9 protein-coding genes are annotated in these 16722 nt (G+C 70.6%); 3 read left to right on the forward strand and 6 right to left on the reverse strand.

Features of this window, described 5'->3' with window-relative positions:
* Positions 1-478: 478 nt before the first annotated feature.
* Positions 479-1060, reverse strand: a complete 582-nt coding sequence (locus ACIQF4_RS03720; protein WP_400515717.1) for a TetR/AcrR family transcriptional regulator — start codon at positions 1058-1060, stop codon at positions 479-481.
* Positions 1061-1126: 66 nt separating this feature from the next.
* Here ACIQF4_RS03720 and ACIQF4_RS03725 point away from each other — a divergent pair, with 66 nt between their 5' ends.
* The 3 genes from ACIQF4_RS03725 (at position 1127) to ACIQF4_RS03735 (ending at position 12993) form a co-directional block, all read left to right on the forward strand.
* On the forward strand, positions 1127-2305 hold the full coding sequence (locus tag ACIQF4_RS03725) for an MFS transporter (protein ID WP_400515715.1): 1179 nt from the start codon (positions 1127-1129) through the stop codon (positions 2303-2305).
* Positions 2306-2638: 333 nt separating this feature from the next.
* Positions 2639-9343: a DUF6603 domain-containing protein gene (locus tag ACIQF4_RS03730; RefSeq protein WP_400515714.1), complete on the forward strand. Its 6705-nt coding sequence runs from the start codon at positions 2639-2641 to the stop codon at positions 9341-9343.
* Between the two features lie 695 nt (positions 9344-10038).
* A complete protein-coding gene (locus ACIQF4_RS03735) occupies positions 10039-12993 on the forward strand; it encodes a hypothetical protein (protein ID WP_400515713.1) in 2955 nt (984 codons plus the stop codon).
* Positions 12994-13131: 138 nt separating this feature from the next.
* Here ACIQF4_RS03735 and ACIQF4_RS03740 read toward each other — a convergent pair whose 3' ends face one another.
* From ACIQF4_RS03740 to ACIQF4_RS03760, 5 genes are all read right to left on the reverse strand, one after another.
* Entirely contained in the window at positions 13132-14286 is a 1155-nt protein-coding gene (locus ACIQF4_RS03740; protein WP_400515712.1) for a glycosyltransferase, read from the reverse strand.
* Between the two features lie 378 nt (positions 14287-14664).
* Positions 14665-14970, reverse strand: a complete 306-nt coding sequence (locus ACIQF4_RS03745; RefSeq protein WP_400515711.1) for a transcriptional regulator — start codon at positions 14968-14970, stop codon at positions 14665-14667.
* Entirely contained in the window at positions 14967-15434 is a 468-nt protein-coding gene (locus tag ACIQF4_RS03750; RefSeq protein ID WP_400515710.1) for a hypothetical protein, read from the reverse strand. The genes ACIQF4_RS03745 and ACIQF4_RS03750 overlap by 4 nt, the downstream gene beginning before the upstream one ends.
* A gap of 207 nt (positions 15435-15641) precedes the next feature.
* The gene (locus ACIQF4_RS03755; RefSeq protein WP_350002310.1) at positions 15642-15812 is read right to left on the reverse strand and encodes a hypothetical protein; all 171 of its coding nucleotides are present in this window, start codon (positions 15810-15812) and stop codon (positions 15642-15644) included.
* Positions 15813-16045: 233 nt separating this feature from the next.
* Positions 16046-16534, reverse strand: a complete 489-nt coding sequence (locus ACIQF4_RS03760) for a DUF6326 family protein (RefSeq protein WP_400579841.1) — start codon at positions 16532-16534, stop codon at positions 16046-16048.
* Positions 16535-16722: the final 188 nt, after the last annotated feature.

Below are 16722 nucleotides of genomic sequence, written 5' to 3' on the forward strand. Positions count from 1 at the left end.
TTTTTCTTCGGACATGGTGTTGTTCCTCCCTTGCGGGCGCACAAGAGCACACTAATGAGGCTGGGGCCCTTTTGCTGTGGGCTGTGTCCCGGACATCTCACGGGTCCGGGGTGCAGGTTCTGCGTCCTGTCCGCATTGTGGTTCCGTTACCGGTTCCGCAACGCCCTTCACTATTCAGGCTACGTGGCTGATCTGTACCGACAACCCCGTGTTATGCACCTGTGATGGGGTTCAGACATTCTTGACGCGCCCGTAACGCACAGCGCCGGGAGATTTTCGAGATGGAGTGGTTGATCCAGGACATTGACCGAAACGGGGTAGCGGCAACACCGCAGGAGGCTGATGCCCGCCCCGTCCCGGAGTACGAGGAGTCTGCAGAACGCAAGTGCCCGGGGCGCTAAGTCCTCCACCAGCACGCAAGCCTGGAGTGTTCACGATCGGAACGGGAGCTTGAGATTGCCCTTCTGCTGACAAGGCGTCAGTTGCGGCTATGCGCTTGAGCTGCTGAGCGGGCCAATCGGCGGCCGACGTCGATCGGTGAGTGGGGGTAGCCGCGCAGGAAGGCGGTAAGGGTTCCGCTGTAGGCCAGGAGTACCTCGTCGGCCAGGTCCTGGGCGCGGGCTCCGGCGAGGGGGCGTGAGAAGTGCAGGAGGCGGGTAGCGAGCAGCTCGGTATCCGCGGCGAGGACGGCGCTGATCTCGTCCGCAGCTGCGGGAAGCTCGGTGGCTGCGGCCAGAAAGGCGCACCAGCGTGAGGGGTGGTTCTGGTCGCGCCGGTAGGAGCTAAGGGCGTCAAACACTGCCACTAACCGCCCCATATCGTCGCTGGCGGCCACAATGTGCTGGTCCCACGCTGCCTGCCAGTCCGCGAGCCTGACCCTCAAGGCTTCAGCGACCAGCGCGTCTTTGCTGCCGAAATGCGTGTACAGGGTGGCGGCGGAGACCTCCGCCTGGTGGAGCAGCGCATCGACGGGCGTGGCCCGGATGCCCTGGTCGAACAGAACCTGGTCGGCTGCCTTGAGCAAGCGTGCGCGGGCAGGAAGTCGCTGGCCGGTAGTCACCACCCCACTGTAACTGCCCCTATTGCAGAACGCTAGTTCTCCTGTAGCGTAACGAGCGTTCTGGTTGTGTTGCGTGAGGAGGATCCCGTGCGGGCGATGGTGGTCAGTGGAATGGCACTGATAGCGGCGACCTATGGCCTGGCGCGCTTCGGTTACGGGCTTTTCCTGCCCCGGTTCACGGAGGCCTTTCAGATGGGTTCGGCCACTGCGGGGTTCATCCAGGCCGGCAGTTTCCTCTCATTCTGCTTCGCGGCGGTTCTCGCTTTGCGCCTCGCTTCCCGTCCTCGACTCGTCATCGTGTGCGCGGGGGTAACGGCTGCCCTGGGATCGATGGGAGTGGCGTTTGCGCCTAATGTCGAGGTCCTTGCGATGAGTGTCGTCCTGGCCGGTGCCGGCGCAGGGTTCGCAACCCCGGGCCTGGTGACGCTCATCGAAAGCAATGTCGTCCCGGCACGACAGGAAAGCGCGCAGACGATAGTTAATGCCGGCACCGGGGCAGGCATCGTCGTCGCGGGCATCTTCATGCTCCTCACCATTGGCCAATGGCGGCTCGGCTGGATGGCAATCGCGGCCCTGGTCGCCGTCGCCACCGTTGCCACCCTCCGTGCTGACCGGACTGCAGCCCGGGACCGCGCTCCCGGCCGGCAACCTCAGGTGCGGCCCCGCGAGCTGGCCCCACTGGCCTGGCCCATCGCCGCGGCAGTCATGGCCGGGGCGTCCAGTGCCGCGATCTGGACTTTCGGCCGCACCGTCATCGCCGCTTCCCGCACGGGTGAAGAAACATACTCCATCCTTGCGTGGATGATCCTGGGCGCCTTTGGGGTATTCGGCGCGACCGCCGGAAGGATCGTGCAGGCCTGGAGCCTACGGACTGCCTGGAACCTGACCTCGCTGGCCATGGCAGGGGCGACGATCCTCTTGGGCGTGGCACCGGGTAATGCCCTTACCTCGTATTCCTCCGTGGCACTTTTCGGCGCCAGCTACACCGCCTTGTGCGGGGTTCTTATCATCTGGGCAGTCCGCACTGTTCCCGACCAGGCCGCCGAAGGCACTGCCGTGCTGTTCATCGCCCTTGCCATCGGCCAGGCGCTTGGCTCTGCAACACTTGGAGTCCTGTTCGACCACGTCTCACCGGTACTGGCTTTCACGGTGGCCGGAATCCTCGGAATCCTCACAGTACTGCCGGCGATGAAAGGCCAGCCCGTCACACCGTCCCCTACAGCGATAGGACAGCGGGCCACATGAGGTTCGATGCATCCGATACGCGAACGGTTCGTGAGACTGTTTCCAATGCTTGATCGCAGGGTGTGGGGGTGCAGAAGCGTAGGGAGTTTGCTGTCAAAGTTCAGTGGCAGCTGTCCCCTTTGGCGGGCCGTTGTCTCCTTCGATTTATGGTCAACGACCTGCGTTTGGCGGTAACGCTGCAGTAACGCTCACGCCAATAGGGTCCCACTACCTTTACGTTGCGTTCACGGGTGCCCGGGGAGCTGATATGGCCAATCTCAGACTATGGAAAGAGATACAGGAGCAACTTCCGTCCAATCGACCCGATGACCGCTCACTTCGTACGGCGCTGTCATGAGCCTTTGGGACGATCTCCCGTCCGACGTCCGCAACACTGGAGCGCTGGATCCGCTGGAGAATGCCCTTAGGGCGATTGACACCGCCGGGCTGACGCCGCGCGAGGTCACCGATGTGGATGGCGCCTGGAGCGTGAGATCCGTTGCGGTGGACGTGCCGCAGCTCGTCGGGGTCACCGTCGACCCCGCGACCGGGCGCTGGGGCGGGGCCGGGTCATCCACGCCCATCGAGCTCACCGGCACCCAGGTCACCATCACGTACGGCCGCCACCTGAGCGGCCCGGGCGGCACGGAGGACGGCGGCTGGCACCTGGACCTGGACGTGCCCGGGATACGGCTGCTCGTGCCCTACCTAAGGGGTGCGATGCTGGACACCCGCGGCCAGCTGGTCTTCGACCCGGCCAACCCGCAGGTCCGGTTCATCCTTCCGCGCATCGTCATCCGGACCATGCAGCTGGCCGGCGCCGCGGTCGGCACCCGGCTGCGCTCGGCGTCGACCTCGGGCAGCCCCGTCGACGACATCTACTCCTTCATCCGCATGACCCCGGGCCACGCGCTCATCGGCCCGGGCAACACGGTCGGCTTCGCGTTCCGCACCGCCGAACTCGACCTGTCATCGCTTGCCGACCCGCCCGGGCTGCCACCCGGGGCGCGAGCCGTCCCCGGCGAGTGGCAGGGACTGCACCTGCCGGAGGTCCGGCTGTTCGTCGCCCCGGACGGGCTTGAGGGCCTGGCCGTCTCGGCGGGCGTCCGGGACCTGTGGATCGGGATCGGGGTGCACGACGGCGTGACGGGCGCCTTCAGTGCCGAGGTCGTCAACCGCGGCGGCTCCCCGACGGTGCTGGCCCGGTTCATCAGCCCGGCCGGGCGGCACATCGCGGCGGTCGCCGGTGGGGCGGTCGAGGCGCCGGACCAGAGCGTGTTCCTCGTCGATGCCTCGGGCGGGCTGGCCCCGCACACCATCAGGATCGAGGTCGTCGGCGGGCCGACCGTCGCGGGGGACCGGCTGCCGGTGACGGTGCCCGCGGCCGGCACTGTCGAGCTGCGGGTCACGGTCACCGACGCCGGCGGGCACTCCCACGGCCCGGTCTCCTTCCGGGCGCTGCGACCCGCGATTGGGGAAGGCGCCGCCCCGGCGCTCGCGAACCCGGCCGCCCTGCGGATGCTGACGCCCGAGCGCGGGCGGATGGTCATCGTCTCCCAGAGCGCCGCCGACGTGACCGTGCGGCTCGACCCCGAGGTGCCCGCGGACTGGGCCTGGCCCGGCGGCACCTCGACTGGGACCCGGGCCACCGTCCCGGTGATGGCCGGCAGCGCCGCGGCGGTCTCCGGCACCCCGACCCAGCCCGCGGACGCGCGCCCGGCCACGCTGGACTGCTACTTCCGGTTCAACCACCCCTCCCCGAGCGAGACCACCGACTCCTGGTGGCGCAACCCGGCCAACACCGGCTCGGCTCCCGCGTCCGGGCGGACCGCCGCCCCCGCTGGGCAAGCCTTCACCGACCTGGCGCGGTCGCGGCAGGCAGACATCGGCACCACCCCGCTCGTCGTGGACGGCTACGCCTCCTACGAAGGCAACGACACCCCCACGAAGCGGACCGACAACCTGGAGCTCAGCCGGCGCCGCCTCGACGCGGCGGTCGAAATCCTGCGCGACCTGGGCTACGCCGCAACCGCCGGCACCCCGCACGGCCACGCCGACGCCCGGGACCGCACGCCGCTGGACCCGCCCGAGGCGGCGCCGGCCCAGACATCGGGGGAGTGGTGGCTAGCCCGGGCCCGGGCCGCCGCGGCCCCCGCTCCGGAGGCCGTCCGTGCCGAACTGTCCCGCCCCCCGGCCAGCCAGCCGCCCGAGCAGCGCGACCCGCAGCCCCCGGGCACCGGCCGGCCCGACTGCTTCCGCCGGCTCGGCGTCGAGGTCGAGCTGATCAGGACCACGTTCGTCCGGCTCGAGGTCTGGGGTGAGTTCGACGTCCAGACGGCCATCGAGGCCTCGCTCGACGAAGGCGGCCAACCGCCGCTGGGCGGGCGCGGCCCCACCCCCGGCGACGGCCTGTGCGCGTTCCGGGTCCGGCTCCGGCTGGCCACCGACCGCGAGTCCTGGCAGGTCTTCGGGGAGTTCCGCGCGCTCGAGGCGGACCTCGACGGGCTGTGGGAGGGCCGCCACACGGACGCCGGCATCGACGCCGGCAGCCTCAACGTGCTTGGAGCCCTGGCAGTGATGGGACCTCTCGCCGCCGGCGCCGCCGACCTCTCCCCGGCCGCCGGGACCCTCGTCCAGCTCGGCTCGGTCGCGCTCGGCGCCAGTGATCTGGTGCGGACCCGCATCCTGACCCTGCGCGGCGCCGAGGTGATGGTCAGCGACGGCATTATCGCGCCGGACGGCTCGACCGCCACCAACCGAAGCACCCAGGTAAGCGTCCTGCTGGACGTCGAGGTGCAGTTCTGGTTCGACCTGACCGTCATCCGCGTGCCCGAGGACCGGCCCATCCGGACCCGCTACAAGGCCGTCGGCGTCCGGTCGGAGTGGGGCACTGGTGCGGAGGTGGAGTATGTGCCGATCCCCGTGTTCGACCCCAACCGGGGCTACGAGCTCGACATCCAGCCCGGCTCCCTCATCGCGAAGCCGCCGCTGGACGAGATCCTGCGCGTGTTCGGGATCCGGGTCAGCCGCGACAACCCGACCTACCTCGAGGTCGAGGCCGGCATCGACGTCCCGCTGGGCCCCGTGACCGTCGACACCATCCGGGTCCGGGCGAGGCTCGACGCCGTCGAGCTCCCGCAGTTGACCAAGCTCGGCGCCACGCTCGACATCCCCGGCACGGTCCACGGCGCGGGCTCGATCGAGCTGACTGGCGCCGGGTTCAAGGCGGCGTTCGACCTCACCATCGTGCCGCTGAGCATCCGCGCCGCCGCGACCCTGGCGATCGAGACCAAGGCCGGCGTCACCGGCCTCCTGATCGGCGTCGAGGTCGAGTTCCCCGCGCCCCTCCCGCTGGGCAACTCCGGCCTGGCGCTGTATGGGCTGCTCGGCGGGGTCGGCGTCAACTACGCCCGGCTCGAAAACCCGGCGGCGAGGGTCCCGGCGCTCGACTGGCTCATGGCACAGCTCGCCCCGCCGCGGAAGAGCGTGATGCACCCGGACGGCTGGACCCACAGAGCCGGCTCCTTCGCCGTCGCGGCCGGGCTGCTGCTTGGGACCACCGAGGGTGGGTTCATCCTGCACCTGAAGGGCATCATCCTCATCGAGGTGCCCGGGCCGCGGCTGCTGCTCGTGATGAAGGCGGACGTCCTGAGCCTCCCGCCCGCCATGGGCTCCACCCAGGAGGCGACCTTCCTCGCGGTGCTGGACATCGACTTCGGTGCCGGCACGATAACCGTCGGCGTCATCGCGGACTACGCGATCGAGCGGATCCTGCGCATCCACGTCCCGGTTACCGCGTTCTTCGACGCCCGGAACCCGGAGAAGTGGCTCGTCGACCTCGGCTCCTACGACGACCGGGTGACCGTGAAGGTGCTCGACGTGTTCACCGGCACCGGCTACCTCATGGTGCACGGCGACGGCATCGCCATCCCGCCACTGCCGGCCACAACCGGCCTGTCCGTGGCCACCGGCTTCCACATCCAGGCCGTGCTGATGGGCTCCAAGGCCGCCCGGCTGTACGTCGAGGCGGCGGCGGGGTTCGACGCCGTGCTCGGCTTCGACCCGTTCTTCCTGGCCGGCAAGGTCTACGTCCGGGGCGAGCTGCGGCTGTTCATCGTCTCGATCGGCGTGAGCGCCGAGCTCACGCTCATGGTGGGCACCCGGATCCAGGACGGCGTGCCCCGCGACGACCCGTACCTGCATGGCGAGGTTTGCGGCAGGGTGGACTTCTTCTTCTTCAGCGTCAAGGGGTGCGTCGGGATCACCATCGGGCACGAGCCTGACCCGGACCCGCCCGTGCGCGACCTCGTCGCAGGACTGTCCCTCGCCGGACGGACGCCGGCGCTGCTTGAGGGCACCGCCGGCCGGCCCGCCGACTCGACCGTCGGCCAGGCTGCAAAGGTGGACGGCGCCGTCGTCCTTGGCGAGGTGCCGACTGTGCCGCTCGACGCCGTCCCGGTGCTCCGCTTCCATGTGGCGCCCGACGCTGAGGGGCTGAGCGTGCTGGGCAATGCTCCGCTCGGCTCAACAGGCGCGGCGGGCGTCGGCGCCTGGCGCCGGATCGGGGAGCGCTGGTGGGCGTACAAGGTCACGGGCGTCACCCTCAGCGGCACCCTCACCGCGGGCACGACGCCGTCGGTCTGGTGGAGCGCGTCGGCCCCCGGTTCGTCAACCGCCGAGCCGCCGGCTCTGGCGCTGCTGCACTGGCTGCCGACGCCGTTCACCAGCACCGTCACGTACGGCGAGGTGCTGCGAGAGCAGGTCGAGCACCGCTGGGGGACCGTCTGCCGCCCGGCTTCGCCGCCGCAGCCGCAGCTATGGACCTTCCTGGGCGAGGCGCTCGGGCCCAGCGCCACCGGCCGGCGGCTCGACCCGGTGCTGTGGCCGGACCCTGACGGGCTGCTGCGGACTGCCCCGGCAGGCCGCAGGCTCCGGGTCACCGAGCCGTGGCGCACGGGCGACGCCGCGGCGGACCTGCTGGCCGGCGGAAACCCGGCCGAGGTGGCCGGCGACGCCGTCGGCTGCCCCATCGACCGCACCCCGCCCGAGGACCCGTTCAGCCGCTGGTCGGAGGAGAACGGCCCCCTCGACCCGACCACCTGGGCGGGGGCCGGGGCTGCCCCCTACGCCGAACTGGCAGAGTTGCTCGCCGCCGGCGCCACCGCCAACGACGTCGCCGGGCACTGGATCGAGCGTAGCCCCGACCCCGAGGCAGGCCGGCTCAAGGGCTGCGAGGGACGGATCCTGGCCTCGCCCGTGCGCACCGACGGCGAGGCGACTTTCGGCAGCAGGGCCGACCGGGAGCTGGTCGAGCGGGCCCGGCAGGAGGCCGGGTGGAAACCCGACCCGCTCGCAGACGCGGTCGCGCTCTCGCTCGGGGAGGACCTCGCCGCGTTCGACCTGCTACTGCTCGTGCCGCGCGAGAAGCACCGGTCCCTGCTCATCGAAGTCCGTTCGGGGACGGGGGAGACCCTCGACCGCCGCGAGGTGGACTGGCCCGCAATGGTAGGCCCCGACAACCCCTTGCCTAAACGCTGGGTCGCCCCCGACGGGCCCTGGGCCGAGCCGGTCGAACTGGCCGGGCGCATGGCGGCGAAGGTCGCCGGGACCGACCGGGACCGGCCGATGCTCGCCCTGATCCGCTGGGAGGAGCTGCCGGAGGGTGCGGCCGCCGTCGTCGTCGGCTGGGGCGAGGACCACGGCCAGCGGATCCGCGCCCAGCGCTACTGGGTGGTCGCGGCTGCTGGCCTGACCCGGGCCGAGGTGCGCCGGCACGAGTACGACGAGACGATCGTCTCCCGCGACCGGGATGCGCTCGAGACCGGCCTGGCCCAGGACCCCTCCGACCACGCCCTGCTCGAGCCCGGACAGACCTACGACGTCACCGTGAGCTGGACCTACGACGTCGAGGCCGGGGACTCGGTGCCGGCGCGGACACCGTCCTTCGCCGACGAACACACGCAGACCTTCCGGTTCGCGACCGCCCCGGCATCCGAGGTCCCCGCCGACCTGGGGCCGTGGCTGCTCGACACCAACCCGGGGATGGGCGATGCCGGCGTGTTCTGCCGGGAGCCGCTGCGGGTCACTCTCGCCACCCAGAACGTGCTGCGGCTGTTCGATGCCTACGACCACCGGCTCGAGGTGACCGTGCTCGCCGCCTCCGGCCACCACCCCGCCCCGCCCGGCGGGGGAGCACCCGGCCAGCCGCTCGTGCTCCCGGTCGAGGCGGTGCTCGCTGCCGGGTCCGTGCTGCAGCCTAAGGCCAACGCCGTCGTGCTCACGCCGTGGGACCAGGCCGTCGGGGAGCTCGTGGACGCCCTCGAGTGCATCCAGGCCGAGCACGTCACCCGGGAGGTAGAGGAAATCGTGCTGGCGTACGAGCTCGAGCCGCTGACCGACTACCTCCTCGACATCCACGCGGTGCCGACCGGCGGCGCCGGGCCGCGGAAGCGTGTGCACCGGGCGAACTTCACGACCTCCCGCTTCGACGGCGTCGAGCATCTGGCGTCGTGGATCGCGCCGGCACCGATCGACCACCGCGTGGTCCGCGACGCCGCCCCACTCGCCGGCCTGCCGGACAGGCCGACCGGGCGGGAGTGGGACGACGCCGTGCAGCAGGCCGGGCTGCCCGTCCCGCAGACCCCGTCGGCGCCGGCTGTGCAGGTCTGGTGGTCGGCGGACGCCGTACCGCAGCCGCTCGCCGTCGTCATCGAGTGCTCCGAGCAGCTCGTGCGGGAGCGCGTCATGCCGGTCCAGCTGAGCGCGCCGCCCGACGGCGTCGATCCCTCGCACGCGTGGTGGGCCGCCCGGCCGGCGACCTGGCTGGACGTGCGGCTCGCCGCGACGCCCCCGGACCCGGCGGCCGCCGCAAGCGTCGGGCGGGTGGTCCGCGGGCCGGGCGGCACCCGGGCGATGGTGCTGCTGGCTGCGGGGCAGCGCGGGCGGCGCCTGACCGTTGAACTGGTGCAGGCCCCCGACCCGCTCGCAGCCGACCCGGGCCGGGCCGTCACGATCGTCGACGTGACCCTTACAGGGGCACCGTGGGAGGTGGAGTTCTGATGCGCGTGCACGACGTGAGGAAGTTCCGGGCCGTGGGCGCACGGCTCGACTGGCTGGACATCGCCCGTCGCATGCTGCGGGCCGGACACGGCGAGGGGATCGACGACGCGCTGCTCGAGCGGCTCAAGGAGCGCGGCCCGGACACCCGGCTGGCCTGGGGTTGCTCCGCAGACCTGGGCGTGCCGCGCGATGCCTTCATGGTGTGGGGCCGGCCTGTGCGGGACCGCCGGTTGCGGGATGCCGAGCTGGTCGGCGTCCCCGTCGACGAGGGGGAGCTGGTCTGGTGGGGCGGTGAGGAGGCCGCGCACGTGCAGGTCCGGTGCCAGGTGCAGGACCCGGCCCGGCCGGTCGCGCTGTTCCTGCTGCGGACCGGGCTGGACCCGGCCGGCGCCGTCGGCACCGCCGCCGTGGCGCCTGCAGGCAGCCCCACCGTGACCCAGACCGCCAGCGCGGGTGCGGCCACCCACGCCGTCCTGGTCAACGCGCACGCGCTCGCGGTGCGGATCCAGACCGTGCAGGAGGTGGTCGACGCCGACGACTGGCAGCCGCTCGAGCGCGTCGGCCTGCCGGTTGACGGCCACGAGCTCGGCGCGTACGTTCCCGACGAGCAGGGCCTCGTCGTCGCCCCGACCGCTCCAACGAAGGCCGCCGCCCAGCGCATCGACCGGGCCGGGGTGCCGCTCGGCTGGTACCCCGTGACTGAGACCGGCCGGACCGCCCCGCCCTGGAAGCCCTCGGACCCCGACGGGCTGGTCGAGGAGACCCGCAAGTTCCTCCTGCCCGAGCTGCGCCCGCTCTACGCGTCCGGAACCGGCGAGACGGACCAGCACGCGCTCGAGGACCGGCGCGCCGTCGCCCCTCCCTCCCGCGCCGACGGCACCGCCGCCGACCAGCCTGCGACAGCCCGGCTCAAGCCGCTCGCCCTCCTGCTGCTGGCCGCGGGTACCGACCCGGCGGCGAACCTTGCGACGGGCTTCGGCACCGCCTACCGGGCCGCCGACCTGGCCGAGCTTATGCCCGACCAGCGGGGCGAGCTCGAGTACCTCGTCACCGGGCACTACCGGCGCTCGGTCCTCGGCGACGGCGTCGAGGTGGCCGCGTACATCCCGCCGGTGCAGCGGCATGCGGTGGTGCCGCCGGTCGTGGACCTGCGGGCCGCCCGGGCGGCGCTGCTGCCGCCCGCGCTCCCCAACGGGCCGTTCCACGAGGCGATCGAGGTCAGCTGGCGGCCGGGCCCGCGCCTGGCGACGATGACCGGGCCGGTGGCGCATGCCTTCGCCGGCTGGCGCCACGGCGCGGGATCTGCCGAGGACCTGATGCCGGAGCGGCTGCTCGGCGGGTCGCAGCCGCGGGCCATCCCCCGCCCCGACGCCCACGACACCACCGTGGCCGGCGGGGACCGGCCGAAGGTCGTCCAGGGCGACCAGGAGCTGCCCGTCGACGGGTCGATTGACCGGGGGTACGGGGTCGCGCAGTGCGACATCTTCGGCATCTGGTCGCGCTGGGAGGACGTGGAGCTGACCACCTCCTCGCCCGGTGTGGCGCCGCCGCGGCTCGCACACCTGGGGCTCGTGGCCACGTACGCGGGATCCCCGGTCTGCCCCTCCGTGCTGACCGCGGACCTGGCCACAGAGTGGACGCAGCGCACGCCCGCGGCGATTGAGCTGCGCGCGGTGTTCTACCCAATGCCCACCGGCGCGACGCCGCCGCCGTTCGGGGCGCCGCCGCCACTGCCCCCGCCGGCGCCCAACCTCGGGCTGGACAGCACCCTCACGTTCACAGGCGACGCGGCCACGGCGACTGCGGGGACCGTGGTGCCGCTGCGCGAGGACGGCTCGGTCGCGCCGAGCTGGGGCGCCCCGGAGCAGGGCGGCGAGGCGCGCTCCTACCGGTTCACGGTGCCCGGGCCCGGCCTGGACTTCGGGGCAGTCTCGCGCTGGGGAGTCCGGGTCTGGGCCCGGCAGACCGCGCCCGGCATAGCCGCCCCCAGCGTCTGGGTGCCCGTGCCCGCACAACCTGCCACGGCGGTCGCGGGCAACCCTGTCCCCGCCGTGCCCACGCCGCCGCCGCTGCCGCCGGGAGTGCCACTGGGCAGCACCCCGGACGCCCAGGGCGTGTCCCACGTGAAGGTGGGCTGGTCGGGCCTGTCCGGCCCGCACGTGGACCGGGTCGTCGTCTGGGAGGCCTCGGAGACCACGCTGCGCCAGCGGCTCGCACCCGGCAGCCCGCCGGACCGGACACTCCTTCCAGGCGTCCGGCTCCAGCAGTTGTGGGACCTGTACGACGCCGCGTCCGCCGCCCAGCGCCCCCTCGGTTTCCGCCGGGCCGCCGAGGTGCCGGCCGTCCCGGCCGCCGCCGATCTCACCCTGGCCCGGGGGAGCGAGGACATCCACCTGTTTCTCGTCACTGCCGTCACGACCACAGGGGTCGAGTCCCCCTGGCCGGGCCCGGGCGGCGGCCTGCCCGCGCACGCCCACCTGCAGGCGGCCGCCGCACCCCGGCTGCGGCGCCCTGCCATGCCCCTCGTCCGGCCTGCCGTCCAGCCCGACGGCAGCCTCACCGTGGCCATCGAGGCGGCCTCACCGATCCCCGTCACGGCCTTCGAGGTGTTCGCGACCCGCTCCGAGCTCGCGGCCCGCGACCACCTGACCATGGGGCCGCCGCTGGCACAGGTGCCTGCCGGCGCCGCGTTCGATCCGGTGACGGCGGATCCCCGGCTGGACCCGATCACCCGCCAGCGGGTCTGGACCGCGGACTGGTCCGGCGCCCTGCCGCCCTCGTGGGAGCCCTGGCACCTGCGGGCCGTCGCCGTACCGGAGCGCACGGTGCCCGTCTCCGCCGTGCGCGGCCTGGTGTCGCCGGCCTCGGACGTAGTCAGCGCCGTCGTCCTGCCCTCGGCGGCGCCGCAGCTCGACTCGCTGGTCGCGGAGGTGGTCGGGGCCGACCATACAGGCATGTTGATCCGCACCGGAACGTCCGCCGCCGACCGGGTGGTACCCGCGGGGTCGCACACGGTCCAAGTGGCGCTGGGCGCGGTCACCGCTCCGGTCCAGCCGCTCGAGGCGACGGCGCGCGTGGCGAATGAGTCCACCCCGCCGGACACCACCGCCGGCCCCGTCGTGCAGCGGCTGCCGCGCGAGGCCGGGCGCACGCCGCTGCTGGTCTGGGGCCGCCGCGACGACCCGTCCGTGCCGGTCCAGGCGATCGTGCGCGTGGCAGACCCGCTCGGGCGGGTTGCGGAGCAGACCCTGCTCATCCCCGGCTGGGTCGAGCCGCGGCCCGAGCTGACCCTGAAGATCATCGACGTCTTCCGGATCGCCGGCCGCGGCTACGTGGCGAGCCTGCTGACCAGCGCCGATCCCGCGACCGAACCGCCCCATGTCCTCACGGTCGTCGCTACACTGCCCGGCACCATTCCGCCGGGCCCCCTCAGGCGCCGTTCCTTGCGCGCCTCCTGGGAGCTCCCGGACATTCCGACACGGCGCTCCCCGGTGCCACCGCGGGGCGCAGAGATCACGGCCGTGCGGTCGAGGGGCTCGCAGGGGACAGAGATCGGACTGTGGATACCCGCCGCGCGGATCACCGGCCTGACCGCAGCCATCACCCACCCCGTCGAAGGAGAGGTGCAAGACGGCTGGCACCCGGCCTGACAGGCGGGGAAGCCGCCGGATGATGCAGAGTTAGCGGCACCGTCAGCAATGCCCCGAGGGGTGGGCCGGGTGGCCACCCGGTAAGAGGGGGTTTTCGGCTCCCGCCACGTTCTGCTGGCGCCCGAAGGCGTGCCTGCCTCAGGGACCGTACCCGATCCTTTCGATGCAGTCGGCTCCGTTCCGCGCTCCGTTCTGGGCGCGGAGGCGTCCGCCCGTGCGTGCGGTCGCTGCGATGACCGCGTGGTCGGTGAGGATGTCATGAATGGTTTGGCCGATAATTTCCGGGGGCACGCTTGCGGAGAGGGTGCGGCCGAGCATGTTGCGTTCGATGACCTTGCCTATGAGTGGCTGGTCGGACGAGGGGTCCAGCGGCAGCACCAGGAGGGGGATCCCGTGGGCGAGGGCTTTGAGGGTCGTGGAGTGTCCGCCGTGGCCGATGACAAGGTCGGCGTGAGGCATGATGTGCTCGTGGGGGATTCGGCCTAAAAGCTCCACGTTGGCTGGCAGCGGCTGCACGTTTTTTATCGGCACTCCGCCGGAGGTCACTATGGCCCGCACCGCTGATGCTCCCTTTGTCAGCTGCCCCAGCGCGGTGATGATCCTCCGGTACACGTCCTCTTGGTTCTTCTGCCAGACGGTACTGAGGCTGACCAGGACGAGCGGCGGGATTCCGGCAGCGCGGAGGGCTGGGGGAGTTGCGTGCTCCGTTGTGCCGATCCAGTCGAACGCGATCCGGCACCTTCCTTGCCCGGCCGGATCTATGTCGCGGTCAGTGGGCAGGAGCCGCGCAGCGCACCGCTCAAGGAGAGCCATGGGGCTGAGGCCAAACGGCCGGAGCGCCGCGTTCACGGCAGGGTTGCCCATGCCCTGCTCCCAGAACTTCCCAAGTGAATGAAACAGCACGGCGGACGGGGTGCCCGTACTGAGGGCTTCGCGCAGCGAAGTCAGCATGACGCCGTCAACAACGATCGCATCGGCGCGTTGTCTGGCAAGCAAAGACCGGACATCCCGGGCGGTCGCTCGCCCCAGTGCCATCCGCATTAGCGCAGGCCAATGTCCGAACGTCCCCGTAGGCCTGGTGACGTCCATTCGTGCCAGGGCGGGCAACTGCACCATCGTCACGCCTGCGGGGGCTGACCCCTGGGCGCGCACGCGCACGCCGGCAATGGTCACGTGATGCCCGCGCCGCGCGAGTTCTCCGGCGATCGCGAAAGTCGGCGGGAGGTTCCCCCCGATGTCACCGCTGAGGAATATGACGTCGAGCGGCAGGCGCTGCCGTGGCTGTCCGGTCATGACGGGATCGTCAGCACCGCATGCACGCGGCCGCCCCTTAACGTGCTCGCGGCGGAGGGCATGCCACCGGGCTTGGCCGCCCGCCCGCCCCTGGAGGTCACGACGACGGCCTGGCACAACGTGCCGCTTCTTTCGTTTGCTGCGACTTCGATCCCGAAGGCCACTTCACCCGGTGGCATACTGACCGCCGCAGGTGCCGAGGTGGTGGAGTGCCCTGATCGCCGTTCCCAGGCTCATAAACCCATTATGGCCGCGTCCTCTCTGGGCTGACGAGAAGCTTTTCCTCTCCACCAGGCCTGACTGGGCCAAAGGCAGGGGGATGCCAGACGTAGCTTTCGACTGGTAGCCCCTTTGGTCTCAATGGGCCGGTGAGGAGGTTCAGTCGGGGAGGCCGGCGATCTCCTGCAAAGCACGCAGGTGCGCGCCGAAGGCGTTTCGCCCTGCCGGGGTGAGGGCAATCCAGGTCAGGCGGCGGGCGTCGCTGCGAGAGACCGATGCGGCTTTGCTCAGGCTGACATATCCAGCCTCCGTCAGGGTCTTGAGGTGCTTTGAAAGGGTCGCGTCTGAGACGTCGAGGGTGTCGCGCAGTACAGCGAAATCCATCTGCTCTACCTGCCGCAACAACCCGCAGATCCGGAGCCGTACCGGGGCATGGATCAGTTCATCGAACAGCGCTTTGGTCATCGTCGCAGCTGGTCCAGTGCCGAGCGGAAGGCGATGCCGCCGAGCCACGTGACCAAGCCGAAGGCGGAAAAGCTGGTCAGCAGGACCGCCCAGCGCGCGCCGAAGGAAACCAGACCGAGCGAGATTGAGAACAGGATCAGGCAGAGCACGGGAATGGCAGCCATCACCAGGGCCGCCCGGGGCCCCATCTTGCGGAAGCGGATTCCGGTTTCGCGGCGGATCAAGTGAGCTATCACCAAAGCTGCGACCAAGCCCAGCCACCCGGACGTTGGCGGCTCGTAGTTCCCACCCGGGTTGGCCACTGCAGCCCCAGCCACCCACCAGGCAGCCACGCCTCCGAGCGCGGCCAGCAGCATCGTCGGGACCTGCACCCTATCGGCCAGGGCCTGCCTGTCGGCACCCAGGTCCCGGAGACTGGCAGCGGCCTCCTCGGACGATGGACGCCCTTCAAAGTCGTTTTCCATATTGGAAAGTCTATAAAGAGACTTTCCGATTCGGCAAGTTATTCGGTTTGCCGTAATGGGGAGTGTGGTTAGCCCACGCTTGATAACGCTGGGAAGATGCCCGCCCTGCGTCACTCCGCAATTCTTCCTGAGCCCTAAGCTGCTGCACCCGGGCCAAGCGGGCCGGTTTATGGGCTCAAGGGCGGTGCCGGTGGCGCCCGGTCTAAGCTAAGCGGCCCTTTCTTCGGAGCTTTGGATCTCCGCACCCTGGAGTGCGTGTCTGACTTCTGTGGGCGGCCGGCGCCGGTCTTTGACCCGAACAATCAGCATGGTCAGGATGGTGACCGTCCAGGCAATCGCGGTGAGGAACACCAGGCCGATCGCCACTAAGGGGTGCATGCCGAAAGTCTAGGACCGAGGAGCCGGGAATCCCGGCCGCAACACCGCAGCATCAGAGCACGAAAAAGGTGCGCCCCGTTCGCTGAGCGCACCCTTCTCGATTCCCCTCACAGTCGCATCCCCATCCGACTGGAACCATCATAAGCATGCTTAGGATTATGTGCGCAAGCCCGATACCCACACCGAAGCACTGAGGCAGACGGCTCCGAACAGGACAGGGGCTGCTCGTGGGTTCACGCTTGCTGCTGGGCGCGGTCGGCCTGACCCCTGGTCGGCATGTTCGCTGACAATGCGGTCTGGGGCCAGATCCAGGCGGAGCGCAGGATGAAGGCCAGGAGCAGCACCTCGATTGCGATGTGGAAGCCGTAGTAAAGAGCCCAGTCCCAGGACGCCCCTGCCGCGTTGAACACCGTGATGGGGATGTAGAGCGTTGCCACGACGAGGTTCGTGGCGCGGTTCACCCGGGCGGGCAGCGTCATGGAGAGCATCACCATCAGGGCCGGGATTCCTATGACCGCGACGAAAATGGTCATCAACGTCGGGGTGATGTTGAACTCAAAGATGCCGCCACCCCGGATTTGGTCGATGGCGCCGGGTTGGTAAAGGTGGAAGTAGTCGATGTAGATGTAGAAGAACATCAAACTGGCCCAGGCTGCGGCGAGCTTGGCTTGCACCGGGATCCGCTGGTCTTCCAGTGTGGTGGTGGGTTGACGTGTTCTCATCATGGACTCCGTTGTTGTGGTGAGGATCGGTAGTTCCACGATCGCTGAGTCCGGCGGCGGGCACATCGGCCCGGAGGCTGGAGTTTGACTGGCCGATGGCATGGTCTCCTTCTCGTGCTTTCGGCTGATCCGCCGGTGCCGCTCTGGTTCTAAGCTGGACAGATGGTGACGAAGGCGTTGCGCTCGTT

Origin of the sequence: Pseudarthrobacter sp. NPDC092202 (genome assembly GCF_044755505.1) — a bacterium.
Taxonomy (GTDB): Bacteria; Actinomycetota; Actinomycetes; order Actinomycetales; family Micrococcaceae; genus Arthrobacter.

Bases quoted from the DNA above. Each gene is read 5' to 3' on its own strand.
- ACIQF4_RS03730 (WP_400515714.1), top strand. From the start codon at position 2,639: ATGAGCCTTTGGGACGATCTCCCGTCCGACGTCCGCAACACTGGAGCG.
- ACIQF4_RS03740 (WP_400515712.1), bottom strand. From the start codon at position 14,286: ATGACCGGACAGCCACGGCAGCGCCTGCCGCTCGACGTCATATTCCTC.
- ACIQF4_RS03745 (WP_400515711.1), bottom strand. From the start codon at position 14,970: ATGACCAAAGCGCTGTTCGATGAACTGATCCATGCCCCGGTACGGCTC.
- ACIQF4_RS03750 (WP_400515710.1), bottom strand. From the start codon at position 15,434: ATGGAAAACGACTTTGAAGGGCGTCCATCGTCCGAGGAGGCCGCTGCC.
- ACIQF4_RS03755 (WP_350002310.1), bottom strand. From the start codon at position 15,812: ATGCACCCCTTAGTGGCGATCGGCCTGGTGTTCCTCACCGCGATTGCC.
- ACIQF4_RS03760 (WP_400579841.1), bottom strand. From the start codon at position 16,534: ATGAGAACACGTCAACCCACCACCACACTGGAAGACCAGCGGATCCCG.